A 26,966-nucleotide genomic window follows, 5' to 3' on the forward strand; every position below is an offset into this window, starting at 1 on the left:
GTCTACTTGCTGGCTTGACCGATGCGGCTCACCAGAACCGCCATCAGGCGCTGATAGAGGTCGGGCCCCAGCACATCATCCTCGATGCCGTAGTCGATACTCGGGTTGTCGTTGATCTCGATGATGCATGGTCCTTTCGGCGTTTCCTTGATGTCCACACCATAGAAGCCATTGCCGATGAGGCGGGTGCCGCGGATGGCCGTTTCGACCACCTCTGGCGGCACGGCGGAAATGGGCATGGTTTCTGAATCTCCGGACTGGATCGAGCCGTCGGTCTCGTATTCGTAGATTTTCCAGTTGCCGCTGACCATGTAATATTTGCAGGCATAAAGCGCCTCGCCATCAAGCACGCCAATGCGCCAGTCAAAGTCGGTCGGCATGAACTCCTGAATCATCAACAGGTCCGTCTTGCGGAACAGCGACTTGCTGAGGTCGTTGAGCTCTTCGCGGCTGGAAACCTTGTGAACCCCTTTCGAGAAGCAGCCATCCGGGATCTTCAGGATGCCGGGGAATTCGAACGAGGCAGCCAGCTCCTTGAGCCGCGGCTTGTCAAAGATCGTGGTTTGCGGTGTCAGGATCCTGTTCGACTTGAGCAACTCGGCCAGATAGATCTTGTTGGTGCAGCACAGGATCGAATGCGGATCATCAATCACCGGCATGCCTTCACGCTGGGCCCGTTTGGCAAAGCGATAGGTGTGGTGGTTGAGCGCCGTCGTTTCGCGAATGAACAGGGCGTCGAACTCCAGCAGCCGTCCGAAATCCTTTGCGGTGATGAATTCTGCCCGCGCATCCACCTTCTCCGCTGCGGCGGCGAAGGCTTCCAGTGCCTTGGCATCGCTCGGAGGGCTCTCTTCATCCGGGTTGGCCAGAATGGCCACGACGGCGGAAGGCAGCTTCTTGATCGATGGCTTGGGCAGGCTGCCCTTGAGGAAGGCCTTGAGGGCGGCTTGGAAGCGTGGTTGCTCCTCTTCGGTCAGTTTGTGAATGGCAACCGCCTCGATTTCCTTGATCTTGAACTTCGGCTCGGCCTGCAGGTTGATGCGGATGATCGGGCAACGGAACAGATCGAAGGCCTTCTTGCCAACCTCGCGGAACCGACGGTCGGCAGTGCGGCCGAAATAGACATCGATGGCAGCCGGGAAATTCTTGTCCTGCATGCTGTCGAGCATGTGGTCAAGACGCAGCAGCGCCTGCCGGTGGATGCGCTTCCAGTTGATATCGAGCAGGGCGTCCGCTTCCGGCAGGCAGCGTTCCTTGCGCGCTTCAGCCAACAGGCTGCAATAATAGCCGAGCGACAGCGGCTCGTAGGAGCGCGACAGGTTGATGACGCGGCGTCCGGGAACCCCATGTTCAAGGGCAAGATACTGGCGGACCGTCATCACCAGCGAGCCATTCGGCGGGGTTTCCAGATCGGCGAGGTGATCAACCAGAATGATCGGCAGGCGGGTACGGTTCGCCGGTTTGGAGCCTTGCGGCAGATGGTCGAGAATGCGCACGAGGCGAAGGCCGTCGGCTCCGTCTTCATAGTAGCCCGGCAAGGCTTCTTCCGGCACAAAACCATAGCGCTGATAAAGGCTGATGGCCTTGCTGTTGTCTGCCCGCACTTCCAGTGAGAGGCGGTCGCATTGCAGTTCCTTGGCAATCGCCTCCGAGCCACCCAGCAGCTGCGAGCCGACCCCGCGTCCCCGGGCATCCGGTTCGACCGCGATAGAATAGAGACGCGCAACGGAAGTGCTCTGGCGCATCAGGATCAGCGCATAGCCGAGTAGATTGGCTTCTTCGTCAACGGCCACGATCAGGCGCGCCGTATCCGTCTTGATGAAGGAGGAGAAGGAGCGGCGGTTGATGATGTCCGTTGAAAAACACCGTTCTTCAAGGGCAACGAGCTGTTGCAGGTCATCCATGTTCGCAGGGCGAATAAGGATCTGGGTAAGGGAATGAGATGCCATGGAATGCCCTCTCAAAGACGGTTGAAAAGGAGCCCACGCAATCATGCCTTGAGGCAGGTGGGGGCGAAGGGTCGTATATACCTGCAAAGGTGGTTTGGATACTCAAAATTGCAAGCGCCAAACGAATTTATGAGAGCCTATCATACAGGCTTTTCCACAGATGCCAAAGCCTCGGCAAGCAAGCCTGATCATGGGCCCGCAACCCGCGCAGGAATTGCTCCATTCTGCCGCATTGACAAAGCCGAATGCAGGCGCTGAAACAGTGTAAATGCGACAGTTTGGCTCAGCTTCTACCGCAAGATTGCTGCCAGAGGCCCTGGTCAGGAGCGGGTGTCTGGGGAGGACTTTCGGCCACCAGCATCTGTCGGGATGCGCCTTGCGACTTTGCGTGATCAGGTTTTCGGCCTAACCGAAGAGATGACACAGTCCACGATGTGGTCACGCAGGGCGATCTGCCCCTCTTCGGTGAACAGGTCGTTGCCGAAGATGTTGGAAAAGGTCGCCCGGTTTGAGACATTGAAAAAGGACAGGGCACTGATCTCCCAGTGCAGCTCGAGAGGTGAAAGGCCCGCCCGGAAGACGCCGTCCTTCTCTCCCGCAGCACAGATTCGGCTGAGCTGTTTGATGACTTTTGTGTTGGTCATGTGCAGTGACGAGCTTTGCCGCATGTATTGTCCGTTTAGGATATTCTCGTTCATGACGAGGCGGATGAAATCCTCATTGCGCCGATGGTGATCGAAGGTGAATTCTACAAGTTTTACAAGAGCATCAAGTGGAGGAAGGCCATCAAGATTGAGCTCTTCCTCAGCCTCGCGGACGCTTCGGTAGGCCTCTTCCAGCACTGCGCGATAAAGCCCTTCCTTGTCGCCGAAATAATAGAAGATCATGCGGCGTGACGTCTGGATCCTGTCGGCAATATCCTTGACGCGCGTACCTGCCAGACCGTTCTTGGCGAACTCTGACGTCGCTTCGCGCAGGATATCGGCGCGGACGGCTTCGGGATCCTGCTTCCACGAGCGGATGCGATTCTGCGTTTGGTGCGCTGTGTCTGCCATGGTCTTTTTCAGCTTCGACTTCATCGTTTGGTCGCTAACTATTGTTGATCTCGTCAAAAATGTCCACCCGTCCGGCTGTCAACTAAAGGGGGGTTGACGAAATTATCCGCTTGGAACAAAGTGTGCCATAATTAACCGAATGGTACAATGCAGTGTCATCCTGCCTGGCGGGATGAAAAGGGAGGAACTGCATGATGCAAGGCAAACACACCGCCGTCATTCCGGAGCGCGTCAATATCGGGCTGATCGGTTGTGGTATAGGCAAGTCTCGAACCCCGGCCATGCACATGGCAGAGGCGAAGGCGCAGGGGTTTGACTGCGACTACAGTCTGCTCGACATGGATGACGAGAGCCGTGCCGGTCTCTCTCTGGCCAACATGCTCGACCTTGTCGAGAAAGCTGGCTTTGCCGGTGTGAACGTGACCTATCCCTACAAGATGAAGGTCATATCTCATCTCGACGAGCTTTCAGACAACGCCCGCATGGTGGGAGCGGTCAACACCGTGGTGTTCAGGGATGGCAAGCGCATAGGCCACAACACCGATCTTTGGGGGTTTTCCGAAAGCTTCCGTCGCGGTCTGGTCGGGGCAAACTGGGATGACGTGCTGTTGATCGGTGCCGGTGGCGCCGGAGTTGCAGTCGCCCATGCACTGGTACAATGTGGTGTAAAGACCCTGTCCATCCACGACATGGATCTTGGCAGGGCGGATGATCTGGTGGATCATCTCAAAAGGACGTGGCCGGATATGAACGCCCATGCGGTGGCTTCCCTGGACGGGCTGTTTTCTTCAAAGCGCCCTGATGGTGTGGTCAATGCCACCCCGATGGGCATGGCCAAGCTGCCCGGATCGGCTATGCCGGTCGACTATCTGAATGACCAGATGTGGGTGGCCGATATTGTTTATTTTCCGCTGGAAACCCAGCTTCTCAAGGACGCGCGTGCCTGCGGTTGCCGCACACTGCCCGGGTCGGGAATGGCTGTTTTCCAGGCAGTGCGCGCCTTTGAACTTTTCACGGGCCTGCCCGCAGATCCCGCAAGGATGAAGGAGACGTTCGATACGTTTGATTTAATACCGAGCAATTGATGCTGAACGCTTATTAGGGAGGAGAATAATATGACGTTCAAAATTGGAAGGAAGCTTGTTACTGCTGCTGTGATCTCACTTGGTCTGGCATCCGTCGCAAGCGCACAAACAATACGCCTGGCTCACGTAGATCCTGATGAATGGACAGCCTCGAAGAAGGGTGCAGCTGCGCATATTTTCAAGAATATCGTTGAAGGCGAAACAGGCCTCAAGGTCGAACTGTTCCCGGCCGGATCGCTGGGCAACGAGACCGAACTGGTCGGACAGGCTCAGGAAAACCTCACGCAGGTGGTTCTGGTTTCCGGTGCGATGTCCAAGATCTGCCCGGCGGCAGGTGTTCTGGACATTCCCTACACCTTCTCGTCGGCACCCGTCGCCTGGACCGTTCTGGACGGCGAATTCGGCAAGGCTCTGGCTGAGCATTGTCTCGAAAAGACCGGCCTTCGCACGCTTGCCTATGGCGAAACCGGCTTCCGCAACTTCACCAACGGCACCCGCGAAATTCGCAAGCCTGAGGACATGAAGGGCCTGAAATTCCGAGTCCAGCCAATTCCGCTCTATGTGGAAATGGTCAAGGGCCTTGGTGGCGAACCGACCCCGATTGCCTGGACGGAACTGCCAAACGCCCTGTCGACCGGTGTGGTTGACGGACAGGAAAACCCGGTTGGCGTGATCTATAACAACGGTCTGCACAAGCTGCAGAAATACATGACCCTTGATGGCCACGTCTATGGGGCAGACTTCATTCTGATTTCCGATGAATTCTACCAGAGCCTCAGCCCTGCAGAACAGCAGGTCGTGACCAAGGCTGCCAAGGTTGCAGGCACCATGGGCCGCGCGATCCAGCAGTGGGGCACCGCCGAGGGCGTCAACAAGGTGCAGCAGGAAGGCATGCAGGTCTATTCGCCGACCGCTGAAGAAATCGCTGCCTTTGCCGCCAAGGCTCAGCCAGCCGTTGTCGACTATCTGCGCAAGGAACTCGGCTCGGATGCCGAGTGGATCGATCGCCTCCAGAAGGCGGTTGATGAAGCATCCAAATAGGTAACTTTCCAGGTTGCCGGAGGTGGGGCCCCCTGCCTCCGGCCTTTTGTCCCAAAACAACAAGGCCAATAAGCAAGGAATACCTGTTATGGATAGACTAAGCCGTTTCGCGCGCCGCATTTTCGCATTAGGCGCGGGGAGTTCAATGGCGCTCGTGTTTCTCGTTATCTTTGTCAATTCCGTCCGGCGCTATACGATAGGCAAGTCCATCGCCTGGGGTGAAGAGCTGCCGATCTATCTGACAATCTATGGCGTCATGTTCGGAATCGCCTACGCCTACATGACCGACAGTCACATCCGCTTCGCCGTTTTCCTTGATATGCTGGAAGAGAAGATCAAGAGATTCGTGCTCATCGCCTGCGATCTGCTGACGGCGGCGACCGGTGTGACGCTGATTTTTGCAGGCCATGCCTTTGCCATGCGGCGAGGCAGTGTCGCCAGCTCTGGTCTGAAATCAACCGGCGACTGGCTGGCTCAGATCACCGGTATTCCGTGGCTTGAGTGGGTCGGCAAAGTCGGCACCTGGCAATATGCGATCGTCCTTGGCGGGGCGATGCTCGCCATAGCAGCCATTTTGAGATTATCAGAACGCCTGTCCGCTCCGTCGAAGGCGAAGGAGCCCGTGGCACCGCTTGCTGCCCCGGCCGGAAAGGCTTCAACATGATCTACGCCATTTTTGTCGCCGGTCTGATGATCGGCCTGCCCATCGCCATCACCATTCTGGGCACGCTGCTGCTCTTCATGGCGATGAATGATGCGCCCTATACAATCCGGATCGTTGCAACCGAGATGTTCCGTGGCATCAACTCGTTCCCGCTGCTCGCCATTCCCCTGTTCGTGCTGGCAGGTGAAGTGATGAACGAAAGCGGTATCACCGGGCGGATCATTGCCTTTGCCAATGTTCTTGTCGGGCGCATGCGGGCTGGTCTGGCGCTGGTCAATATCTGGGCCTCGGTCATTTTCGCGGGATTGTCCGGCTCGGCGGTTGCCGACACCTCGGCGATTGGCCGCGTTTTCATTCCCGAGATGGAAAAGAACGGCTACAGCCGCGACTTTGCCGCCGCCATTACCGCAGCATCCTCGGTCATCGGGCCGATCATTCCCCCCTCGATTCCCGTTATCATCTATGCCCTGATTGTGTCCGGTGTTTCCGTCCCGGCGCTGTTTCTGGGTGGCATCGGCCCCGGCGTCCTGCTGGCCATTTTCCTGTCCATCTATGTGATGGCGACGGTGAAGAACGACACCGGATCGAAGTCTCTGGACATTGTCGAGGTTTCGCCGACCAAGGCGCTGCTGGGCGGCATCCTGCCCTTGCTGATGCCGGTGTTTGTGGTTGGCTCAATCCTGATGGGGGTCGTGACCCCCACGGAAGCGGCGTCCTTTGCCGTTGCCTATGCGCTGTTTCTGGGCGTGTTCGTTTATCACAACATCCCGTTTTCTGCCCTGCCTCGCATTTTCACGCGGGCGATGAAGGACAGCTCGGTCATTCTGGTGATCATCGCGGCCGTCAGCGCGGCAAACTGGCTTCTGACCTATAACCGGGTGCCCAACACACTGACCGACTGGGTTCTGTCCAACGTCGATGGCAAGGTCGCCTTCCTCATTGCGATCAACTTCCTGTTCCTGTTTGTGGGGCTGTTTCTGGAAGGCACCGCAGCGATGCTGGTGCTGGTGCCGATTGTTCATCCGATTGCCGTGTCCCTTGGTGTGGATCCGACCCATTTCGGTATTGTCGTCATCTTCAACCTGATGATCGGGCTGATCACTCCGCCACTGGGGCTTTGCCTGTTCGTCGCCGAGGCCATAGCGAAGGTCGGGATGGTCAAGCTGACGCGAGCGATCCTGCCGCTGTTCCTGGTCGAGGTTGTGGTGCTGTTCATCATCACCTTTGTGCCGCAAACCGTTACAACCCTGCCGCGGCTGTTCGGTTTCTAGGAAAGGGATCGCATAGCGCCCGGATGCGATATCAATAGGGAGAAAGCCGCTTGCGCTCTGCAGCGGCTTTTTTCATTTCCCCGATGAGACACTTGACCATCGCATCGGCAAAGATCGAACGCGGCTGGTCTGCGCTGAAAACCGCATAGGTGCGGAAACTGGTTGGTTCTGCAAGGCGGCGCACGATGATGCTGGGGTGCTGCTGCGGACCGGCCAGTGACAGCTCGTCCATGATCGCAACTCCAAGCCCCTGTGCCACGAGAGTGGAGACGGTCTGTCCTGTACGTGCCACGATGGAGTAGGAAACATCGAGACCGGCCTCGACAAAGGGGGCCATCAGCAGCTTGCCATAGGGGTCGGAAGGCTCGATTCCTACCAATCGCTCTCTTGCCAGATCACGGACCGAAAGGTTTTCCTTGTCCCCCAAGGGGTGATTGGCCGGAAGAATCGCGAATAGCTGGCCGCTGTAGAGCGGCTGCACCGAGAGGCCCGGATGGTCGAGCTTGTAGCTCATGGCCACCAGTTCCCCTTTTTGCAGCAGCAGATAATCGATGGCTTCCTCGATCTTGATGGTGTTGAGGTGCAATTCGAGGCCGGGGAACTGTTCATGCAGTGCCCGCACGGCACTTGGCAGCACATGGTGGGCGATGGACGGAACGGCGCCGAAGGAGACGCACCGTTTCTCGCCCCGCTTGAGACCATCAATGGCCTGATGCAGATTCTCGACGGCATGAAACACCGAGGCAATCTGCTCGAAGATGTCACGGGCCTCCTCGGTTGGTGTGTAGCGACCATAAATTCGAGAAAACAGGCGGATACCGAGCTGGTCCTCGGTGTATTTCATCACCCGGCTGATCCCCGGTGCCGAGACGTTGAGCAGCTCGGCCGCCCCTTTGACCGTTCCGGCCACCATGATGGCGCGAATGACTTCAATCTGGCGCAGGGTCAGCATCGGCTTGCTCCGTCCTAGGAAATTAACATTATGTTTGCTGATATAGCAGAATAGATATTTTTATTTAATTATCCAAACGGTTAAATTGAAGAGACAAGGTCTCGAATCCGGCCCAAAACCGGCAAAGAGAGCAGATGCCAACGGGGAGGGGAGGCATGTTTGCGTTCGACGGAAGTGTTCTGATCGAAGACGAATTCCTGCGCGATGGCTTGCAGAACGAAAAGCGTCTGTTTTCTGTCGAAGAGAAGCTTGCGTTCCTCACCGATCTGGAAGCTGCCGGCGTCAGACGCATTCAGGTCGGTTCCTTCGTACACCCCAAATGGGTGCCGCAGATGGCCAACACGGACGAGCTGTTTACGCGCCTTGAGCCCAGGGACGGCGTAACCTACACAGCACTCGTACTCAACGGAGCCGGCCTTGAGCGGGCTCTGGCTGTCGGGGTGAAGCATCTTTCCATATCCGTGTCAGCATCAGAGACCCATTCGCAGAAAAACACCAATCGATCCGTTGATGAAGGCCGCGCCGCAATCAGGCCGGTGATCGAGAAGGCCCTCAGCGAAGGCGTCATGGTGCGGGCCGGTATCCAGTCAGCGCTCGGCTGTGGCTTTGAGGGCCATATCGATCCTGATCGCGTATGCGAGATAGCACGCGATTTTGCCGCCTTGGGTGTGCAGGAAATCAACATCGCTGACACCGCCGGACTGTCGAACCCGCAGGCGGTCTATGCGCTCTGCAAACGCCTGCGCGAAGAGATTGCCGATGATGTCGCCCTGTCGCTGCATCTGCACGACACGCGCGGGCTCGGTATCGCCAATTTTGTCGCCGGTCTTCAGGCCGGAGTGCGGATTTTCGATGCGGCCGTTGGGGGGCTCGGGGGATGTCCTTTCGTGCCCAAGGCCACAGGCAACATCGCGACTGAAGACGTGGCTTTCGCCTGCACTGAAATGGGCATCGAAACCGGAATCGACTGGCAGATGCTCAAGGCCCCCGTCGAGCGGGCAGAAGCCATCCTGGAGCGGACGCTCCCGGGCCGCATGGCCCACATGCCACCACCACCCTGGGCACAACTCTCGGAGGACAAGTGATGCGTGACTATTCCCTGGCCTATTTGACGGTTCCGGGCGTGACCCCGCCCGAACAGGTCGAAATTGCAGCAAAGGCAGGCTTCAGCCATGCCAGTTTCCGCCTGATACATCTCGGCGTCGCCGGCGAACCGGACATCAACCCGACCGATCCGGCCATCATCAGGGCCACGAAGAAGGCGATGCAGGAGACCGGCATCCGCTGTATCGACGTGGAACTGGCCAAGATCCATCGCGATATCGACCCGGACAGCTTCCTGCCAGCCTTCGAGGCAGGGGCCGAGCTGGGGGCCACCCAGGTCATCTGCTCCGCATGGACCGACGTGCGTAACGACCGCGGCTATATCGTCGAGCAGTTCTCGCGCATCTGCTCCTTGGCCGAACCATTCGGGCTGACAATCAATCTTGAGTTTCCCGCCTTCTCGCGTTTGGCAACGCTGGACGAATGCGTGGAAATTCTGGAGCTGGCGGGCTGTCCCAATCAGGGGCTGCTGGTCGATACGCTCTATATGCATTTCAACAAGTGCCCGCTGTTTGCGCTGGAGCGCGTGCCCAGCGAGTGGATCAATTTCCTCCATGTCTGCGATGCCGATGATGTCGCCTACACCAAGGACGAAATGATCCGCATTGCCCGCGACGCCCGCCTCTATCCGGGGGAAGGGGCCATTGATTTTTCCGTCATCAATTATCTGTTCCCAGACCTGCCGCTGTCCATCGAATTGCCCAATGCGGAGCGTTCGGCCAGCCTTGGTCATGAACAGCATGCGCGTAACTGCCTCGAAGCGGCCAAGGCGGTCTTCGAGGGCGGCTCGCAGTTCGTCGATCAGCAGAACGGGTTGGCAGGCTGACAGGCCGGTGAACATATTTTAGGGAGAGGAAATATGGCACGAGACATAACCGAACAGGAAAAGCAGACGGTCGCCGAGATGATTGCCCGCGCTCGCGTGGCGATGGAAGAGATCAAGGACTATGATCAGGCGCAGGTTGATCGTCTGGCTCAGGCACTGGGCTGGAACTGTGGCAACGAAAAGACCTTTGTCCGCATTGCTCAGATGGGGGTTGATGAAAGCGGCATCGGCGATCGCGCTGGACGCGCGGGCAAACGCTTCAAGATCCTCGGTGTGCTGCGCGATGCGTTGCGCCAGAAATCCGTGGGCGTCATCGAGGTGGACGAAGCCAAGGGCATTACCAAGATCGCCAAACCGGCAGGTGTGATCGCCTCGCTCATTCCTACCACCAACCCCGAGCTGACTCCGCCGGTGACCGGCATCTATGCCATCAAATGCAAGAATGCGGTGATCTTCTCGCCCCATCCGCGCGCAAAGAAGACCACCGCAGAGATGGTTCGCGTCATGCGCGAGACCTGCAAGAAGCTTGGCGCTCCGGCCGATCTGTTCCAGTGCGTCGAAGAGCCCTCCATCCCGATGACCAACGAGCTTATGGCCGAATGTGACGTGACCTTTGCCACGGGCGGCAAGCCGATGGTGAAGGCGGCCTATTCCTCCGGCAAACCGGCCTACGGTGTGGGGGCGGGCAACTCCACCATGGTGATCGACGAGACCGCCGATATAGAAATTGCCGCCATGAACAGCCGCATCTCTAAGACCTCGGACTTCGGCTCAGGATGCTCGGCCGATGGCAACCTGGTCATTGCGGAACAGATCTACGACGACATGAAAGCAGCCCTCATCAAGGAAGGCGGCTATCTGTGCAATGCCGAGGAAAAGGCAAAGATCCAGAATGCTCTCTGGACCGAGGAGGGAGGCCGTAGGGTCGAGACCGTAGCCATTTCCGCCCAGCGCATCGCCGAATTTGCCGGTTTCGAAATCCCTCAGGACCGCAAGTTCATCATGGTCGAACAGGAAGAAATCGGCAAGGAGCACAAATTCTCCGGCGAGAAGCTCTGTGTTGTCATGGCGCTCTACAAGTTCAAGGACTTCGACGAAGCCATGGCCAAGATTCGCGCCATCTATGAAGTCGGCGGCAAGGGCCATTCCTGCGGCATCTATTCCAACGATGACGACCGCATTCTTCAGCATGCGATGAATGCGCCGGTCAGCCGGGTCATGGTTCGCCAGCCGCAATCCAAGGCCAATGCGGGTAGCTTCGAAAACGGTATGCCGATGACGAGCTCCCTTGGCTGTGGCATCTGGGGCGGCAACATCACCAACGAGAATGTCTCGCTGAAGCATTACATGAATGTCACCTGGGTCGCCCGCCCGATTCCGGCGGATCGTCCATCCGATGAAGAGCTGTTTGGCGAATTCTACAACACGGAGACGATGTGATGAACGAGAACTCCGTTCCCAACAAGGAAAAGACCGTCGCGAGTCAACTGGTGGGCTATCTCGAAGCCCGAGGCGTTGCGCATGTCTTCGGCCTTTGCGGCCACACCAACATTGCGGTCCTAGCGGCTCTGGCTGACTCCAGCATCGAGTTCGTGACTGTGCGCCACGAACAGATCAGTGCCCATGCCGCGGATGGCTACGCCCGTGTGACGGGCAAGGCCTCGGTTGTGCTGTCCCACCTGTCCCCCGGTCTGACCAACGCGGCCACCGGCGTGGCCAATGCCGCGCTCGACTGCACGCCGATGGTGGTGATTGCCGGCGACATCCCCAGTTACTATTACGGCAAGCACCCCCATCAGGAGGTCAACCTGCATGCCGATGGCGCGCAGTATGAAATCTATCGGCCCTTCGTGAAACGGGCCTGGCGTGTCGATACGCCGGAGCTTTTCCCCGAGATCATGGAGAAGGCCTTTGCGCTCGCCGAGAGCGGCCAGCCCGGCCCGGTTCTGGTCAACGTGCCGATGGACTTTTTCTCCGCAGAAATCGATCCGGCGCTCTGGCAGCGTCAGATCTCCAACACCAAGGCCCTCATCAAGCCGTCGATCGATGACGAAACGGCACGGGCCATCATCGAGCGGCTTGTCTCCGCCAAGAACCCGGTCATCTATGCCGGTGGCGGCGTCGCGCTTTCCCGCGCCTTTGACGAGCTGCGCGAACTGGTCGATCATCTTGATCTGCCGGTTGCCTATTCGTTGATGGGCAAGGGAGCCCTGCCGGACGATCATCCGCTGGTGCTCGGCATGACCGGCTTCTGGGGCACGCCGCTGACCAATCAGACCACGCTCAATGCCGACTGGGTTCTGGGGCTTGGCACGCGCTTCAAGGAAGCCGACTGCTCTTCCTGGTATCCCGAATTCACCTTCAATATCGGCGAAGGGGCGACAAAGCTCATTCACATCGATATCGAGCCGCAGGAAATCGGCCGCAACTATCCCACTGAGATCGGGGCCGTTGCCGACCTGAAATCCGCTTTGAAGGTATTGGTCCGCGTCGCAAGAGAGATGAAACCGGAAGGCATCGACCGTCCGGCGTTGCGCAAGACCATAGCAGACTTCCGGGCTGACTTTGCTGAATCCAATCGCGAAATGCAGCAATCCGATGCCTTCCCGATGATGCCGGAACGCATTCTGGCCGATCTGAGAGATGTGATGCCTGCCGATGCCATTCTCACCTCCGATGTGGGCTGGAACAAGAACGGCGTTGCCCAGCAATTTGACATTCTGACGCCGGGCACGGCACTCATTCCGGGCGGCTTTGCCACCATGGGCTTTGGCCCGCCTGCCGCCATAGGCGCCAAGATCGCAGCGCCAGACAAGGTCGTTATCAGTCTAGTAGGCGATGGCGGCTTCGGCCAGAACCCTGCCGTGCTGGCCACTGCGGCGGAAATGAACCTGCCGGTCATCTGGGTTGTCATGAACAACAACGCCTTCGGCACTATCGCGGGGCTGCAACTGGCGCATTATGGTCTCAACTACGGCACGCTGTTTCCGAAGGCGAACTCGCCCGTCGACCAATTGCCGGATTATGCCGCCGTCGCTCGTGCCTATGGCTGCGAAGGGGTACGCATCAAGACCGCTGCCGAGTTCAAGCCAGCCCTTGAAGCAGCCATTGCAAGCGGTCGCCCGACCGTCCTTGATGTGGCTATGATCAACAACCCGACCCCGACATCGGGTCACTGGAACATTCTCGACATCTATTCACCGCAAGGTGGCGTCGGGCACGTGGCAACCCACTGAACCAATCCACCCACTTGAGTGTTTTGCGTTGAGCTTTCAACGTAAAACACTCTTTTTTTAGTCCATTAGGCTGGTGCATGGATTTGGGCTGTGCAGCGGTTAAATGGCGTGCTAGTTTCAATGTACTAGTTGGTACATTTATCTGTTGTTGCAACAGCTTGGGAGGGCTGCCATGAAAACATCGATTTCGACCGTCTCCATCGCCGGAGATCTCAGCGAGAAGCTGACCGCCATCGCGGCAGCCGGTTTTAACGGGATCGAAATTTTCGAGCAGGATTTCATCACTTTCGACGGTTCCCCCGAGACAGTCGGCAAGATGGTGCGGGATCATGGCCTGACCATTGATCTGTTGCAGCCGATGCGGGATTTCGAAGGCTTTTCCGGCCAGGCCCGGGTGCGAGCCTTCGACCGCGCCGAACGCAAGTTTGACCTGATGGAACAGCTTGGAACCGACCTTCTGCTGGTCAGCTCTTCCGACCATCCCGAAGCGCTGGGGGGGATCGAACAGATCGCCGAGGATTTCCGCGAGTTGGGGGAGCGGGCTGCAAAGCGTGGCTTACGCATCGGCTACGAGGCCCGCGCCTGGGGCAAGGTCATTTCGGACTATCGTGACGCATGGGAAGTGGTGCGCATGGCCGGGCATGACTCGGTCGGCATCATTCTGGACAGCTTCCACATTCTCGCTCGCAACAATCCGCTCAATGCCATCCGCTCCATTCCGGGGCAGCGTATTTTCCATGTCCAGCTGGCCGACGCTCCGAAGATCGAGATGAATCTCGAATACTGGTCGCGCCATTTCCGCACCATGCCGGGCGAGGGGGAGCTGGACCTGCTGTCCTTCATGTCGGCGGTCGCGGCCACCGGCTACAAGGGGCCGATAGCCCTTGAAATCCTCAACGACCAGTTCCGCAGTGGCCGACCGCGCGCCATTGCCGTGGACGGCCAGCGTTCGCTGCTCAACCTGATGGACAAGGTGCGCCATGCCGAGCCGCATCTGGCGCTCAATGTGCCCAAGATGCCGGCCCGCGAGCCGATCCGTGGCGTGGAGTTCGTTGAATTTGCGGCCAGTGACAAGGATGCTGGCAATCTGGCCACCATGCTGTCGGCACTGGGCTTTGTTGCCACTGCCAAACACATTGCCCGCGACGTCACGCTTTGGCAGCAGGGAGACATCAAACTGGTGGTCAACACCAGCAAGGAAGGCTTTGCACATTCCGCCTATGTCATGCATGGCCTGTCCGTGTGCGATATCGGCCTGCTGGTCGATGATGCATCGGCAGCAGCAGAACGCGCCCGCATTCTCGGTGCCAGTCCCTTCATGCAGAAGCGGCTCGTTGGCGAGCTGAACATTCCTGCCGTGCGCGGCGTTGGCGGCTCGGTGCTGCATCTGCTGGATCGCTCCAGTCCGCTGGCCAAGGTCTGGGCGGTGGAGTTTGAGCCATTGGAGCAGAATATCGACATTTCCGGTGTCGGGCTGACGACGATCGACCATGTGGCGCAGGTGGTCAATGACGAGGACATGCAGACATGGACCCTGTTCTATGAGTCCATTTTTGCCCTCGACAAGACCCCGCTGGTCGATGTGTCGGATCCGAGCGGCTTTGTCCATAGCCGTGCGATCCAGAGTTCCGACGGTGCCTTCCGGCTGACCATGAATGGTGTGCAGACCCACCGTACATTCGCAGGCCGCTTTGTTGCCGACAGCTCGGGCTCCTCCGTGCAGCATCTGGCCTTTGGCACGGCAGACCTTCTGGCAACCGCCGCCCGGTTGAAAGAGCGCGGTTTCGAGCCTTTGCCGATTTCAGAGAATTACTATGGCGATCTGGCGACCCGCTTCGATCTCGATGATGCCTTCCTCAAACAGTTGAGCCAGGCCAATGTCTTTTATGACGAAGACGAAAACGGCGCCTATCTACAGCTCTACAGTCGCCCCTATGGCGATGGCTTCTTCTTCGAGATCGTCGAGCGGCGGGGCAACTATCACAAATATGGTGCCCCGAATGCTGCCTACCGTACCGCCGCGCTCAAGCGGCTTTCGCGCCCGACCGGCATTCCGCGCAAGTAGAAACTGCCCTTAACCCTTCAAGGCCCCCTTTTCCAGTCGGAGAAGGGGGCCTTTTTCAGATCGAGGCAAGGGGCCCCCGGATGAGGTGCCCTCTCTTTGTCGCCGACGCCCGATCGGCCAGCCCCTTCATGGCGGAAGAGACTGACCTTTCGGGAGGTAGTTCAGGCAAATCTGTAAAGCTTTGCCGGGTTGTCGACGAGAATCTTCTGGCGCAAGGCCGGATCAGCAGCCCAGACTTTCAACTGGTTGAAAACGCGCCCGTCATCGACATCGAACAACGGGGTGAGATCATGCGCCGTGCCACCGGCGGGAGCCTTGGCATTGGGGTGCGGCCAGTTCGATCCCCAAAGAATGTGGTCCGAATTGGCGGCAATCAGTTTCTCGGCCAGAGGATCGAAGACGGAGAGATTGTCTCTGTGCCCGCCCTTGATGGAGATCTTGACATAGGCCTTGCCCTTTGCCACCAGATCGACCATCGCGCCGAAGCCTGCCGGTTCGCTTTTGCCATCGGGTTGTGCGCCGCCGTAGTGGTCGAACACCACCATCTTGGGCAGAGTCCCGAGATAGTCATGCAGTGCTTCGATCATGGCCGGGTTGGTGTTGAGCTGCAGGTGCCAGTCCAGATCCGCGATCTGGCCAAGGGCGGCCTCGATCATGGCCTTCGCACGGTCCGGATCGTTGACCCCGCCAACCGACAGATTGAGGCGCACACCGCGGATGCCTATGGCATCCATTTCCGTCAGCTCGCGTTTGGTCGTCTCGTTATCGATGACGGCGACGCCACGGGCAGACCGGCCGAAATGCATCATGCCGAACATGGTCGCAGCATTGTTGGCGCCATAGACACTGGGGGTCACAATGACCACCCGGTCAAGCCCGAGAGCCTTCATCATGGCTTCCAGCTCGTCCGGAGAGGCTTCTTCCGGGGTATAGGAGCGCTTTTCAAACATTGGGAAGGCTGTCTGCGATCCATGGATATGGACATGGCAATCGCAGGCCCCCTTTGGCATGTCGAATGCAAGTGTGGTCGAAGGCTGGGATGGCTTGGCCTCCGCCCCCCTTGCCAGGAAGGTGGCTCCGAGCCCGAGGCTGGCTGCCGTGATGGCAAATTGGCGTCTATTGATCATTCTCTCTCCTCCTTTTTCGAGAAATCGCGGGATTCCGAATTCTGGGCCAACGAGCAAGCTGGTTTACGCTGGCATGGAAACCGGAAAACCGGGAAGTGTTTGTCGGCTGATGGCAAGTCTCCTCCGACCTGTCTGGATAGCTCAGCGACAGTCGATCTTAAAGGTATACCAAAATGGTATAATTATGATTTGATGACTCACAAAAATTGAAAAATCAATATAAATGTACTCTAAAAATAGACTATAGACTCAAAATGTATACTTTAATGAAAAAGATCTGCGGTCGAAACGTTTCAGGCCCGACATCACGCATGGCCAATTGATTCTGAAAGTTGCAAGGGGATTGCGGCGCAATTGGATCTGGGATTCTCGTCTGATAGGGCGATTGAGTCGATGAAGCGCACGGGAGCCATGCAAGAAGAGTGAGGGATTGGCATTGACAATCGCGCGAACAATATCATATATGCGCACTATAATATAACACACTTACTATCTGGGAGTATCCGGTCGCTATGGACAAGAAGGAGGCTGAAGATCACGTGGGCTATCTGCTGTTTGACGTGTCTCGCCAATTCCGCAAACGATATGAAGAGCAATCAAAGAACATCGGTCTGACGCTTCAGCAGTCCCGTGTCATTGGTTATCTTTTCCATCACCCCGACGGCCTCTCCCAGGCCACGCTGGCTGCCGCTGTGGACAGCGATCCGATGACAATCAGCGGCATATTGGACCGCCTCGAAAAGCGCGGTCTTGTTCAACGGGTTCAGGACCCATCCGACAGCCGCGCCAAGCTGGTGACGCTTCTGCCTGACGGCTGTGAGCATTTCAAGGCGGCGCGCTGCATCAGCCGAAAGCTGTTTGACGAGGTGCTCGACGACCTTGAAACCGGACATCGGGAGATCCTGATCAGCAGCCTCAAGCATATTCGAGACCGGTTGGTTGACGCGTCTCAAGAGAACAAGGAAACACAGGAATGAATGCGCGCACCCCAGTGGTTGCTGAGAACGCGACCGAAGTTGAAGGCGATGCGTCCAATCCCGCGGACAAACATCGCATCAAGGAATCTGCCCCTGCGGTGGAAAGCCTGAAAGAGGAACGACCAAGACCAGCCCGCAAGAAACGGCCGGGCCGTCTGCTTGTCATGGTCTCCGTACCCCTGCTCATCCTGTTGGGTGGTCTCTGGGTGTGGCTGACCAGTGGTCGCTTCGAGGAAACCGACAACGCCTATGCGCAGCAGACAAAAATAGCCATATCTGCCGACGTTTCCGGACGGATCCAGACCGTCAGCGTGTCGGAAAACCAGAAGGTGAAGGCGGGAGATACGCTTTTCACGCTTGATCCGGAGCCCTTCCAGATCGCGGTTGACGAGGCTGAAGCAGACTTGAGCAAGGCACGTCTTGATGTCGAGCAGCTCAAGGTGAGCTTCCACACGGCGCAGGCCTCGCTTGCATCGGCTCAGGACAGCCTTCAGGTGCAGCAGGAGCTTTATGACCGCCGGGCCATTCTGGCTGAAAAGGGCGTGACGTCCAACTCCACCCTTGATGAGCGGAAGCTGTCGCTGCTGTCTGCCAAGAATGCCGTAACGACTGCGCAGAAGCAGGTGGAAAATGCACGCGCAGCCCTTGGTGGCAACCCTTCCATGCCGACCGACGAGCATCCGCTGGTCCGTACCGAAATGGCCAAGCTGGAGCTGGCCGAGCGCAATCTGGTCAAGACCACGATCAAGGCACCGAGCGCAGGTGTCATCTCCAAGATCGACAACATGAATGTCGGTCAGTTTGTCACGGCAGGCAGCTCTATGGCCAGCCTGTTCGAGGCAGACAAAACCTGGGTGGACGCAAACTTCAAGGAAACCCAGCTGGAAGGTATCGAGATCGGCATGCCGGTAGAGGTGACCTTTGACGCCTACCCGAGCACCCACTTCAACGGCAAGGTGTCCAGCATCAGTGCAGGCACCGGTGCCGAATTCGCCCTGATCCCGGCACAGAATGCCACTGGCAACTGGGTCAAGGTCGTCCAGCGCGTTCCCGTGCGTGTCGAACTGGACAAGACCCAACAGTCAGACAGATTGCGCTCCGGTTTGAGTGCTGTCGTCAGTGTCGATACGGGGCTGTCCGCATTCGACAAGCTTACGGCTCATTGAGCCGAACCGATGAACCGGACGTATCCTGATGCGTCCGGTTCATCGCAGGAAACATCACATGGCACATTCCATTTCAGATTCTCAACCCGCAGTCGTTGTTGCCCATCGGGGCCTTCTGACCTTCGGCCTGATGCTGGCGACGATCATGCAGGTGCTGGACACGACCATCGCCAATGTGGCACTGCCGCACATGTCGGCGTCGCTCGGTGCTGCGCAGCATGAGATCAACTGGGTCCTGACTTCCTATATCGTCGCTTCGGCCATTGCCACGCCTCTGACAGGCTGGCTCAGCGATCGCGTCGGCCAGAAGCCGCTGTTCCTGTTTGCGGTGGCTGGCTTTACCGTGGCCTCGGCGCTGTGCGGGATCGCGACGAGCCTTGGTGAAATGGTGGCCTTCCGCATTCTGCAGGGGCTGTGCGGAGCCATGATTGCGCCGCTGGCGCAGACCGTCATTCTCAATATCAACCCCAAGGAACGCCTCGCCCAGGCCATGGCCATCTATGGCATGGGGATCATGGTTGCGCCGATCATCGGGCCGACGCTCGGGGGCTGGCTCACCGAGAGTGTCAACTGGCGCTGGGTGTTTCTGGTCAACGTGCCGGTCGGGATTCTCTGCATCGTCATGCTGATGATCTACATGCCCAATTCCGATGTCCGCAAACGCAATTTCGACTTCTTCGGTTTTGCAATGCTGGCGCTCGGGGTCGGCTCCCTGCAACTGATGCTTGACCGTGGCTCGGATAACAACTGGTTTGAGAGCGTCGAGACCTGGATTGAACTGGGTCTGGTGGTTTCCGGCTTGTGGGTCTATCTGGTGCATTCGCTGACCACGAAGAACCCCTTTGTCGATCTGCGGATCTTCAAGGACTCGAACTTCGCCCTTGCCTCGGTCGTCATGTTCCTCATCGGCCTGTCGCTGTTCTCCGGCCTTGCCCTGTTGCCACCGCTGCTGCAGAACTTCCTTGGCTATTCGGTTCTGTCTTCAGGCGAGCTGATGGCCCCTCGCGGCTTGGCCTCAATGGTGGCGATGATGATCGTCGGGCGCGCCAGCCATCGGGTTGATGCGCGGGTGATGATGGTGTTTGGAGCTCTGGTAATGACCTGGTCGCTCTGGATGATGACCGGCTTCAACCTGCAGATGGATTCCTGGCTGATCATCGTGACCGGTGCTTTGCAAGGGTTTGGCATGGGCTTCATCTTCGTGCCGCTCTCGACCATGGCCTTCATGACGCTCTCTCCCTCATTGCGCGGGGATGGCACCGCCATGTATGCCCTTGTGCGCAACATGGGGCAGGGGATCGGCGTTTCGATGGTATCGGCTGTTCTGACCAACATGATGCAGGTGAACCATGCCGAACTGGCCACACGCATCACGGCAACGTCCGATGCTGTCCAGTCCCATGCACCGGGCCTGCTTTCCGGTGCCGCGAGTACGGTTTACACCGTCAATGCGCTGGTCACGCAGCAGTCGGCCATTCTGAGCTATATCGATGACTTCTGGTTGATGGCCCTGCTCAGTCTGGTATCCATTCCCCTGCTGCTCCTTCTGCGCAAGCCAAAGGCGAAGGCGGGTCAGTAGGATCGGAGTTTCGATCTCACGGCAAAGTCGCCGACCGCTTCCGGTCGGCGTCATTCCTTGGCAACGCCATATTCGCCACAAAGCCTCGCCAGAAGCGCATGCAGTCGGTTGATGACCTCGCCACGCGGGGCGTTGAGGCGTTCGACAATGCCGATGCGCCGCGTGATCTGTGGGGATCCGAAGGGCAATTTGACGAGCGCGGCGGCTTCCGGCGACTGGATTGCCGTATGCGGCACCACGGAAACCCCGAGCCCCTGCCGCACGCAGCTGACAATCGCGCCGATCGTATCGATTTCCGCGACATCCAGTGTGACCACGCCCAGTCGCGAAATCTCGGTGTCGATGAGATTCGCCAGCGGCACGTTGGTGGTAAATCTGACAAATGGATAGCTGCCGAGCAAATGGATTGAATCGCGCTCGGTTACTGTCTCCGGCGCAATTATCCATAGAGGCTCATGCAAAAAGGGACTCCACTTTAGTTGGGGGGGCAGACTCACATGCTCGGCCACGACCGCTGCATCGAGACGCCCCGCAGCAACGTCAGCGATCATCGAAGAGGAAAAGCCGACCCGCAAATTGATCTTCAAGGCGGGATAACGGTCGTGCATGACAACCACAGCTTGCGGCAACAGGTTGAGGGCGCTGGTGCGCACCGTACCGATGCGGATCGTGCCTGCGATCTTCTGCCCCTTGAGACTGGTGATCGCATTTTCTTCGAGATGTAAAATTTCTTTCGCCAATTCAAGGACCTGATACCCCTCGGCCGTCAGGCTGGGGGGGCGGGAGCGGCGCTCGAAGATCTTCACACTCAGCTCTGACTCAAGCGCCTGGATCTGCTGGCTGACGGCAGAGGGGGTGAGGCCCACAACCTCTGCAGCCTTGGCAAAGGTGCGGTAGGAGGCAATTGCCACTAAAGTTTTAAGCTGTCGGGTATCCATATCACATCCAGTTTTTCTTAATCTAATAACCAGAATTTTTCGCTTCCATAAAGATATTTTTTCTTACTACCATTTTGCCTAGAGGAGGGAGCGCGCATAACTGTTGGGAGGCAGGCGCGACACCAATCTGAAAATTGAGAACTAAATCGCTTTCCGCGCCAGCGGGAAGGCGGGAGGATTTTACCATGTCACAGACGATCCTTGTCACGGGACCGGATCTGGCGCCAGCAGCCCAGAAGCTTGTGCAAGAGCACGGCTTCGAGACGGTACACACCCCAGCCTATGCAGCCAGCGAGGTGATCGCTGACTTTCTGGTCAAGACCGATGCCGTTGCGGTGGTCTCCCGCATGGGCCGGATCGACGCCAATGTCATCGAAAGCGCACCATCCCTGCGGGTCATCTCCAAACACGGTGTCGGGGTCGATAATATCGACGTCGCAGCAGCCGCAGCCAAAGGCATTCCCGTCCTCAAGGCGACGGGTGCCAATGCGGTTTCGGTTGCCGAACACGCCATCGCCCTGATGATGACCGTGGTCAAGCGGATCCTTCCCCTTGATACCAGCTTGCGGCAGGGCCGATGGGAAAAGCCCGGCTTCAAGGGCAGAGAGCTTGCCGGATCTACGCTGGCTCTGATGGGCATGGGAGCGATTGCCCAGGAAACCGGTCGTATCGCGCGGGGCATCGGGCTCGATCTGGTCGGCTATGACCCCTACGCCCCGAATGAAGCCTTCGATGCTCTGGGTGTGAAGCGGGTTGCTCGGTTTGAAGAGCTTCTGGAACACGCCGATATCCTCAGCCTACATTGCCCGCTCAATGACCATACCCGCCAGATCATCAATGCCGAGAGCATTCGGCAGATGCCGCAAGGCAGCTACATCATCAATACGGCGCGCGGAGGGTTGATCGATGAGGACGCTTTGTTGTCTGCAGTCCAGTCCGGCCATCTGTCCGGCGCCGGCCTTGACACCTTTGCCGTCGAGCCGCCCGCCGAGGATCACCCGTTCTGGAAGGAGCCGCGCATTGTCGCAACGCCGCACATCGGTGGGGTGACCCGCGAGGCAAATGAACGCGTTGGCGTGCAGGCGGTAAGCGGAATTTTTCAGATTCTGAATGGCGAACCCGTCTCAAAGGACCGTTACGCCAACTGGAACCTGCTGGCGGAAGCCGGTCAGAATTAATCACATTTGGAGTAGACACAATGGATATCGGATTTCGGATTTGCAAACGGGAGAGGGTTGCGCCGAAGGAGCTTGTCGAAGCCTATAAGAAGGTGCCGGTCGCAAATGTCTCGGACAGCATGTTCCGCATGACGGCTGGCGGGGCGTCCCTGCGTCCCATGCATGCCAGTGGGGGCATGGCCGGACCGGCGCTGACGGTCAAGGCCCGTCCGGGCGACAATCTGATGTTTCAGAAAGCCATCGATCTGGCCGAGCCCGGTGACATCATCGTGGTGGATGCCGGTGGCGATCTCACCAACGCCCTGATGGGCGAACTGATGCTCGCCTGGGCCATTCAGCGCGGCGTGGCCGGGTTCGTCATCAATGGTGCCATTCGTGACGTTGACGCCTTTGTTGCGACCAACCTGCCGACCTATGCTGCCGGTGTTTCCCATCGTGGCCCCTACAAGGATGGCCCCGGAGAGATCAATGTTCCGGTCAGCATCAACGGCATGGTCATCGAACCGGGCGACATCATCATCGGCGACTCCGACGGTGTGCTCGCCGTTCCGTTGGCTCATGCAGAGGAAATTCTCAAGAAGGCGCAGGCAAAGCACAGTGCGGAGACGCGTCAGCTGCAGAATATTTCTGAAGGAAAGAACGATCGCAGCTGGGTGGACGCTGCTCTCAAGGCAAAAGGCTGTATTCTCACTTAAAACTGAATCAAACGCATGAAGGGAGGAGAATCATGCAAAGGATTTTCAAGACACTCGCGGTAGCCACCGCATTTGTGGCCGTGACGGGAACCGCCTATGCGGAATATCCAGACAAGCCGGTCAAGGTGATTGTCGGTTACTCCGCCGGCGGTGGCACGGATGTCATGGCACGCACCGTCGCACCATTTCTGGAAAAATATCTCGGCGATGGCGTCAGCATCGTTGTCAAGAACGTTCCCGGCGCCAGTGGCCAGATCGGCGTGACCGAAGTGGCCAATTCAGACAAGGATGGCTACACGCTCGGCACCTATAACCTGCCCGGTATGATGGCCCGTACCCTTGACCGCAAGGCCGATTATGATGCCAGCAGCTTCACCTATCTGGCCAACGTGGTCAACGATCCCAACGTGATCGTGACCTCCAAGAAAAGCGGCCTCGACACGATGGAAAAGCTGTTGGCCGAAGCCAAGGCCAATCCGCTTGCCATTACGGTCGGCATGTCCAGCCTTGGCGGTGACGACCACTTCCTGCTGAACAAGCTGCAGACCATGACCGGAACGGAATTCACCATCGTGCCTTTCCGTGGTTCGGCTCCGGCGCGTACAGCTCTGATGGGTGGCCATGTTGCCATGGGCATCCTCAATATCTCGGAAGTATCTGCATTCAAGGACGAAATCAACGTACTTGGTGTTGCTCTGGAAGAGCGTTCCGAATTTGCTCCAGACGTTCCGACCTTCAAGGAACAGGGTGTCGATCTTGTCAATGGGTCCATGCGCGGCTTTGTTGCTCCTGCGGGTCTGCCTGATGATGTCAAGACAAAGCTGATTGCTGCGTTTGACAAGCTAAAGGACGACGCCGAGTTCAAGGCTGCCATGAGCGCAACGGCAAATCCGGTCCAGGTTGTCACCGGCGACGCCTTTGAAGCTCTGAACGCCGATCTCCTCGATCTTGCAAAGAAAGTTTGGAAAGAGAGCCCCTGGCGTTGATTTGAGCGGTGCGGGGGTAACCTCGCACCCCTTTTTGTTCCCACCAACGGAGCGTCTTGCATGCATAACAAATCCACACATCGGTTTCTACGCCCGGAGACGGTAACGGCCGTTTGCATTATCGTCGTTGCGGCGGGCTTTCTGATCCCGACAACTGAATTGGCTCCCCTTTCGGCGCTTCTGCCCGCAGCGATGCTTGTTGGCCTGATCCTGTTGGCCATCGCCATGATGATTTCGGATCAGCGCAAGGCCTCGGCCGGCGAAGAGGCCAAGCCTGTCGTCAAGTCTCCCAAACGGGTCTTTGGGGCCTTCTGTCTGATCGCGCTTTATTGCATCGCGGTCGATCTGATAGGCTTCTATCCGAGCACGGCCATTTCCCTGCCGCTGGTCGCCTATATTTTCGGCTATCGCGATCTGCGCGGGCTGGCGATCGCAACAGTCATCGTTCTTGTCGCAATCTATCTGATCTTCAGTGTGTCGATGTCGCAGGAATTTCCAATCGGTCTTTTGTGGGCGGAGTGAGCTATCATGTATTCTGATCTTATCCAGTCTCTGCCCGATGTTCTGGCCTGGGCCAATCTGGCCGCTCTCGTGATCGGCGTCCTGGCCGGCATCATCGTCGGTGCCATGCCGGGCCTGAGCGCGACCATGGCGATTTCGGTGCTGGTTCCCTTCACCTTTGGGCTGGAACCTCTGGTCGCCCTCGGCCTGATGGCCGGCATCTACAACGGCGCCATGTATGGCGGCGCCATTCCTGCTGTTCTGTTGCGCATTCCCGGCACCCCGGCGGCGGTGGCTACCACCTTTGATGGCTACCCGATGGCGCAGCGCGGCGAGGGCGGCTTTGCGCTTCAGGTGGCCGTCGTGTCCTCGGCTTTCGGCGGCGTGGCCAGTGCCTTTGCGCTGATGCTGTTGGCGCCTCCGCTGTCGCGTGTCACGCTGCTGTTTGGTCCTGCGGAAGTCTTCTGGGTGGCCGTCTTCGGCCTGTGCAGCATCATCTTCCTGCTGGGTGGCAATGTCGCCAAGGGTCTGATCAGCGCCTGCTTCGGTGTCTTTGTTTCAGTGGTCGGATCCGACCCGATCTTCGGCAACGACCGCTACACCTTTGATCGGCTGGAGCTGTTGGACGGTATTCACATCGTCATCCTGTTGGTCGGGCTCTATGCGTTGCCCCCTGTCATCGACCTTTTGGAAAGCCCGTTGAAAACGGAAAATTCAGCTGGCGATCATCTGGGCACCGAACCGATCTGGCGTACCTTTCCCCGGATGCTCCGCTTCTGGAAGACATGGATCCGCTCGGCCCTGATCGGCATCTGGATCGGTATCCTGCCAGGGGCTGGTGGATCAATGGCCGCCTTCATGTCCTATAACGAGGCCCGGCGCGCCAGCAAGACGCCCGAGACCTGGGGGCATGGCGAACCGGAAGGCGTGGCTGCGTCCGAGACTGCAAACAATGCCGACACGGCAGCCGCTCTCATTCCTGCCCTGACGCTCGGTATTCCGGGTACGGCGGTTGCTGCCATCATGCTCGGTGGCTTGCTGATCCATGGTTTGCAACCCGGCCCGATGTTGTTCCGCAACAACCCGGACATCGTCTTCGGCTTCATGTGGCAATTCCTGTTCGGCGCCATCCTGCTGGTGTTCCTCGGCGGCTCTCTGGCAACCAACAGCTTCGCCAAGCTGCTGAAGCTGCCGCGACCGCTGCTCGGCTCGGTCATCATCGTGCTGATGCTGATTGGCGTCTACTCGATCCACGGACGGATGTTCGATGTCTATCTGATGCTCGGTTTCGGGGCCATTGGTTATGTCATGGACAAACTGAAGTTCCCGCTGCCCCCGGTGGTTCTGGGGCTGATCCTTGGCGGCTTCGCAGAGGAAAACCTGCGTCTTGCGCTGCGCATCGGTCGCGGTGACTGGATTGTGCTGTTCCAGAATGTCACCAGTCTGGTGCTGGTCGCCCTGACAGTTGCGGTTGTCGTCGGCCCGATGATCAAGAAGCGGATTGTCAAAGCCAGAAAAACGGAGGGCAAGGTCTAGGCATGGTGGCAGCAAGTCCTCACTTCAAGGTTCGCACGGACTGGCTCCAACAGGTGCGTGAAGAGGTAATCGATCCCGGCCAGCCGATCTTTGATTGCCATCACCACCTGTGGGATCGCCCCGAGGGGCGGTATCGTGCCGCCGAACTGGCAGAGGATGTCCACGATGGCCATGATATACGCGCCAGTCTCTATGTCCAGTGCCGGACCGGCTATCTGGAAGAGGGGCCGGAAGCCATGCGTCCCCTGGGGGAGGTGCACACCATTCTTGACTGGTGCCAGGCGCAACCTTTCCTGCCCGTGGGGCTTGTGGCCTTTGCCGATCTTCAGCTGGGCGATTCAGTGCGCCCGGTTCTCGAGGCGCTTGAGGCTGCTGGCAACGGGCGCATCGTCGGTGTCCGCAACACCACCGCCTGGCATCCGGATCCGGTCGTGCGGTCCAACCCGCGTCCTGCTCCTGAGGGGCTTTTGCGGACCCGATCCTTTCTGGAAGGGGCGCGTGCGGTGGCCAAAGCCGGGCTTTGTCTTGATATCTGGGCCTATCAAAACCAGCTTGCCGAGGTGTTGGCGCTGGCGCGGGCCGTGCCGGAGCTCAACATTGTTCTGGACCATTGCGGTGGTCCACTGGGTATCGGCCCCTGTCGCATGGATGATCCGGACAGCTTTGCCGATTGGCGCAACGCCCTCGCCGACCTTGCGGCTGAGCCCAATGTGATGATCAAGATCGGCGGGTTCGGCCTCAGCGTGATGGGCTACCGCTACGCCGATGCGGCCTGTCCACCGCAGTCTGACAGGCTTGCCGATGACTGGCGGCCGCATGTTGAGACCTGTCTTGACCTTTTCGGCTCCGGGCGGGCCATGTTCGAGAGCAATTTCCCGGTCGATAAGGGACAGTTCTCCTACAGGACCCTATGGAATGCCTTCAAGCGCCTTGCATCGGGGTGCGATGCCTGGGACAGAGACAATCTGTTCTGGCGCACTGCCGCTCGTTGTTACGGCATCGATGAAACTGTTTTCACGACATAAACTGGGAGGA

General features: G+C 58.2%; 23 protein-coding genes. 18 read left to right on the top strand and 5 right to left on the bottom strand.

Annotation, left to right across the window (positions count from 1 at the left end):
* Positions 1-2 precede the first annotated feature (2 nt).
* Positions 3-1,949, bottom strand: a complete 1,947-nt coding sequence (locus DSL70_RS16425; RefSeq protein ID WP_119309043.1) for a GNAT family N-acetyltransferase — start codon at positions 1,947-1,949, stop codon at positions 3-5.
* Between the two features lie 392 nt (positions 1,950-2,341).
* Entirely contained in the window at positions 2,342-3,004 is a 663-nt protein-coding gene (locus DSL70_RS16430) for a TetR/AcrR family transcriptional regulator (protein WP_205563300.1), read from the bottom strand.
* 191 nt (positions 3,005-3,195) lie between these two features.
* Here DSL70_RS16430 and DSL70_RS16435 point away from each other — a divergent pair, with 191 nt between their 5' ends.
* The 4 genes from DSL70_RS16435 to DSL70_RS16450 all read left to right on the top strand — a co-directional run bounded on the left by DSL70_RS16435 (position 3,196) and on the right by DSL70_RS16450 (position 7,065).
* Positions 3,196-4,089, top strand: a complete 894-nt coding sequence (locus tag DSL70_RS16435) for a shikimate dehydrogenase (protein WP_245418242.1) — start codon at positions 3,196-3,198, stop codon at positions 4,087-4,089.
* A gap of 30 nt (positions 4,090-4,119) precedes the next feature.
* Positions 4,120-5,130, top strand: coding sequence for a DctP family TRAP transporter solute-binding subunit (locus DSL70_RS16440; RefSeq protein WP_119309045.1), 1,011 nt, complete (start codon positions 4,120-4,122; stop codon positions 5,128-5,130).
* Between the two features lie 88 nt (positions 5,131-5,218).
* Complete coding sequence (locus DSL70_RS16445; protein WP_119309046.1) at positions 5,219-5,794, top strand: TRAP transporter small permease; 576 nt, start codon at positions 5,219-5,221, stop codon at positions 5,792-5,794.
* The gene (locus DSL70_RS16450) at positions 5,791-7,065 is read left to right on the top strand and encodes a TRAP transporter large permease (RefSeq protein ID WP_119309047.1); all 1,275 of its coding nucleotides are present in this window, start codon (positions 5,791-5,793) and stop codon (positions 7,063-7,065) included. Before DSL70_RS16445 ends, DSL70_RS16450 begins: the two co-directional genes overlap by 4 nt.
* A 31-nt stretch (positions 7,066-7,096) precedes the next feature.
* Here DSL70_RS16450 and DSL70_RS16455 read toward each other — a convergent pair whose 3' ends face one another.
* The gene (locus DSL70_RS16455) at positions 7,097-8,017 is read right to left on the bottom strand and encodes a LysR family transcriptional regulator (RefSeq protein ID WP_119309048.1); all 921 of its coding nucleotides are present in this window, start codon (positions 8,015-8,017) and stop codon (positions 7,097-7,099) included.
* Between the two features lie 155 nt (positions 8,018-8,172).
* Here DSL70_RS16455 and DSL70_RS16460 point away from each other — a divergent pair, with 155 nt between their 5' ends.
* The 5 genes from DSL70_RS16460 to DSL70_RS16480 all read left to right on the top strand — a co-directional run bounded on the left by DSL70_RS16460 (position 8,173) and on the right by DSL70_RS16480 (position 15,248).
* Positions 8,173-9,102, top strand: coding sequence for a hydroxymethylglutaryl-CoA lyase (locus DSL70_RS16460; RefSeq protein WP_162916807.1), 930 nt, complete (start codon positions 8,173-8,175; stop codon positions 9,100-9,102).
* Positions 9,102-9,947 carry a sugar phosphate isomerase/epimerase family protein gene (locus DSL70_RS16465; RefSeq protein WP_119309050.1) on the top strand — a complete coding sequence of 282 codons (846 nt, stop codon included), beginning with the start codon at positions 9,102-9,104 and terminating at the stop codon, positions 9,945-9,947. The genes DSL70_RS16460 and DSL70_RS16465 overlap by 1 nt, the downstream gene beginning before the upstream one ends.
* 33 nt (positions 9,948-9,980) lie before the next feature.
* Complete coding sequence (locus DSL70_RS16470) at positions 9,981-11,387, top strand: aldehyde dehydrogenase family protein (RefSeq protein ID WP_119309051.1); 1,407 nt, start codon at positions 9,981-9,983, stop codon at positions 11,385-11,387.
* The gene (locus tag DSL70_RS16475) at positions 11,387-13,183 is read left to right on the top strand and encodes a thiamine pyrophosphate-binding protein (protein WP_119309052.1); all 1,797 of its coding nucleotides are present in this window, start codon (positions 11,387-11,389) and stop codon (positions 13,181-13,183) included. Before DSL70_RS16470 ends, DSL70_RS16475 begins: the two co-directional genes overlap by 1 nt.
* Before the next feature lie 172 nt (positions 13,184-13,355).
* The gene (locus DSL70_RS16480; protein ID WP_119309053.1) at positions 13,356-15,248 is read left to right on the top strand and encodes a bifunctional sugar phosphate isomerase/epimerase/4-hydroxyphenylpyruvate dioxygenase family protein; all 1,893 of its coding nucleotides are present in this window, start codon (positions 13,356-13,358) and stop codon (positions 15,246-15,248) included.
* A 161-nt stretch (positions 15,249-15,409) separates the two neighbouring features.
* On the opposite strand, the gene DSL70_RS16485 is transcribed toward DSL70_RS16480, so the two are convergent.
* Positions 15,410-16,375: an amidohydrolase family protein gene (locus DSL70_RS16485; protein ID WP_119309054.1), complete on the bottom strand. Its 966-nt coding sequence runs from the start codon at positions 16,373-16,375 to the stop codon at positions 15,410-15,412.
* Positions 16,376-16,887: 512 nt separating this feature from the next.
* Here DSL70_RS16485 and DSL70_RS16490 point away from each other — a divergent pair.
* Genes DSL70_RS16490 through DSL70_RS16500 form a run of 3 tightly spaced genes read left to right on the top strand, consistent with a single transcriptional unit; the run spans position 16,888 to position 20,097 of the window.
* Complete coding sequence (locus DSL70_RS16490) at positions 16,888-17,352, top strand: MarR family winged helix-turn-helix transcriptional regulator (RefSeq protein ID WP_119309055.1); 465 nt, start codon at positions 16,888-16,890, stop codon at positions 17,350-17,352.
* The gene (locus DSL70_RS16495; protein WP_119309056.1) at positions 17,349-18,518 is read left to right on the top strand and encodes an HlyD family secretion protein; all 1,170 of its coding nucleotides are present in this window, start codon (positions 17,349-17,351) and stop codon (positions 18,516-18,518) included. Before DSL70_RS16490 ends, DSL70_RS16495 begins: the two co-directional genes overlap by 4 nt.
* Positions 18,519-18,576: 58 nt before the next feature.
* On the top strand, positions 18,577-20,097 hold the full coding sequence (locus tag DSL70_RS16500; protein WP_119309057.1) for a DHA2 family efflux MFS transporter permease subunit: 1,521 nt from the start codon (positions 18,577-18,579) through the stop codon (positions 20,095-20,097).
* Between the two features lie 50 nt (positions 20,098-20,147).
* On the opposite strand, the gene DSL70_RS16505 is transcribed toward DSL70_RS16500, so the two are convergent.
* The gene (locus DSL70_RS16505) at positions 20,148-21,035 is read right to left on the bottom strand and encodes a LysR substrate-binding domain-containing protein (protein WP_119309058.1); all 888 of its coding nucleotides are present in this window, start codon (positions 21,033-21,035) and stop codon (positions 20,148-20,150) included.
* Between the two features lie 185 nt (positions 21,036-21,220).
* On the opposite strand from DSL70_RS16505, the gene DSL70_RS16510 reads away from it, so the two are divergent.
* The 6 genes from DSL70_RS16510 to DSL70_RS16535 are packed head-to-tail and all read left to right on the top strand — an operon-like array spanning position 21,221 to position 26,956.
* Positions 21,221-22,213, top strand: coding sequence for a hydroxyacid dehydrogenase (locus DSL70_RS16510; RefSeq protein ID WP_119309059.1), 993 nt, complete (start codon positions 21,221-21,223; stop codon positions 22,211-22,213).
* Positions 22,214-22,233: 20 nt separating this feature from the next.
* Positions 22,234-22,908: an RraA family protein gene (locus tag DSL70_RS16515; protein ID WP_119309060.1), complete on the top strand. Its 675-nt coding sequence runs from the start codon at positions 22,234-22,236 to the stop codon at positions 22,906-22,908.
* Positions 22,909-22,940: 32 nt separating this feature from the next.
* Positions 22,941-23,894 (top strand): Bug family tripartite tricarboxylate transporter substrate binding protein, encoded by a 954-nt coding sequence (locus tag DSL70_RS16520; protein WP_119309061.1) that lies wholly within the window; start codon positions 22,941-22,943, stop codon positions 23,892-23,894.
* A gap of 60 nt (positions 23,895-23,954) precedes the next feature.
* Complete coding sequence (locus tag DSL70_RS16525; RefSeq protein ID WP_119309062.1) at positions 23,955-24,416, top strand: tripartite tricarboxylate transporter TctB family protein; 462 nt, start codon at positions 23,955-23,957, stop codon at positions 24,414-24,416.
* Positions 24,417-24,422: 6 nt separating this feature from the next.
* Positions 24,423-25,931, top strand: a complete 1,509-nt coding sequence (locus DSL70_RS16530; protein ID WP_119309063.1) for a tripartite tricarboxylate transporter permease — start codon at positions 24,423-24,425, stop codon at positions 25,929-25,931.
* Positions 25,932-25,933: 2 nt separating this feature from the next.
* On the top strand, positions 25,934-26,956 hold the full coding sequence (locus tag DSL70_RS16535; RefSeq protein ID WP_205563301.1) for an amidohydrolase family protein: 1,023 nt from the start codon (positions 25,934-25,936) through the stop codon (positions 26,954-26,956).
* Positions 26,957-26,966: the final 10 nt, after the last annotated feature.

The organism is Cohaesibacter haloalkalitolerans (genome assembly GCF_003574655.1).
Taxonomy (GTDB): domain Bacteria; phylum Pseudomonadota; class Alphaproteobacteria; order Rhizobiales; family Cohaesibacteraceae; genus Cohaesibacter; species Cohaesibacter haloalkalitolerans.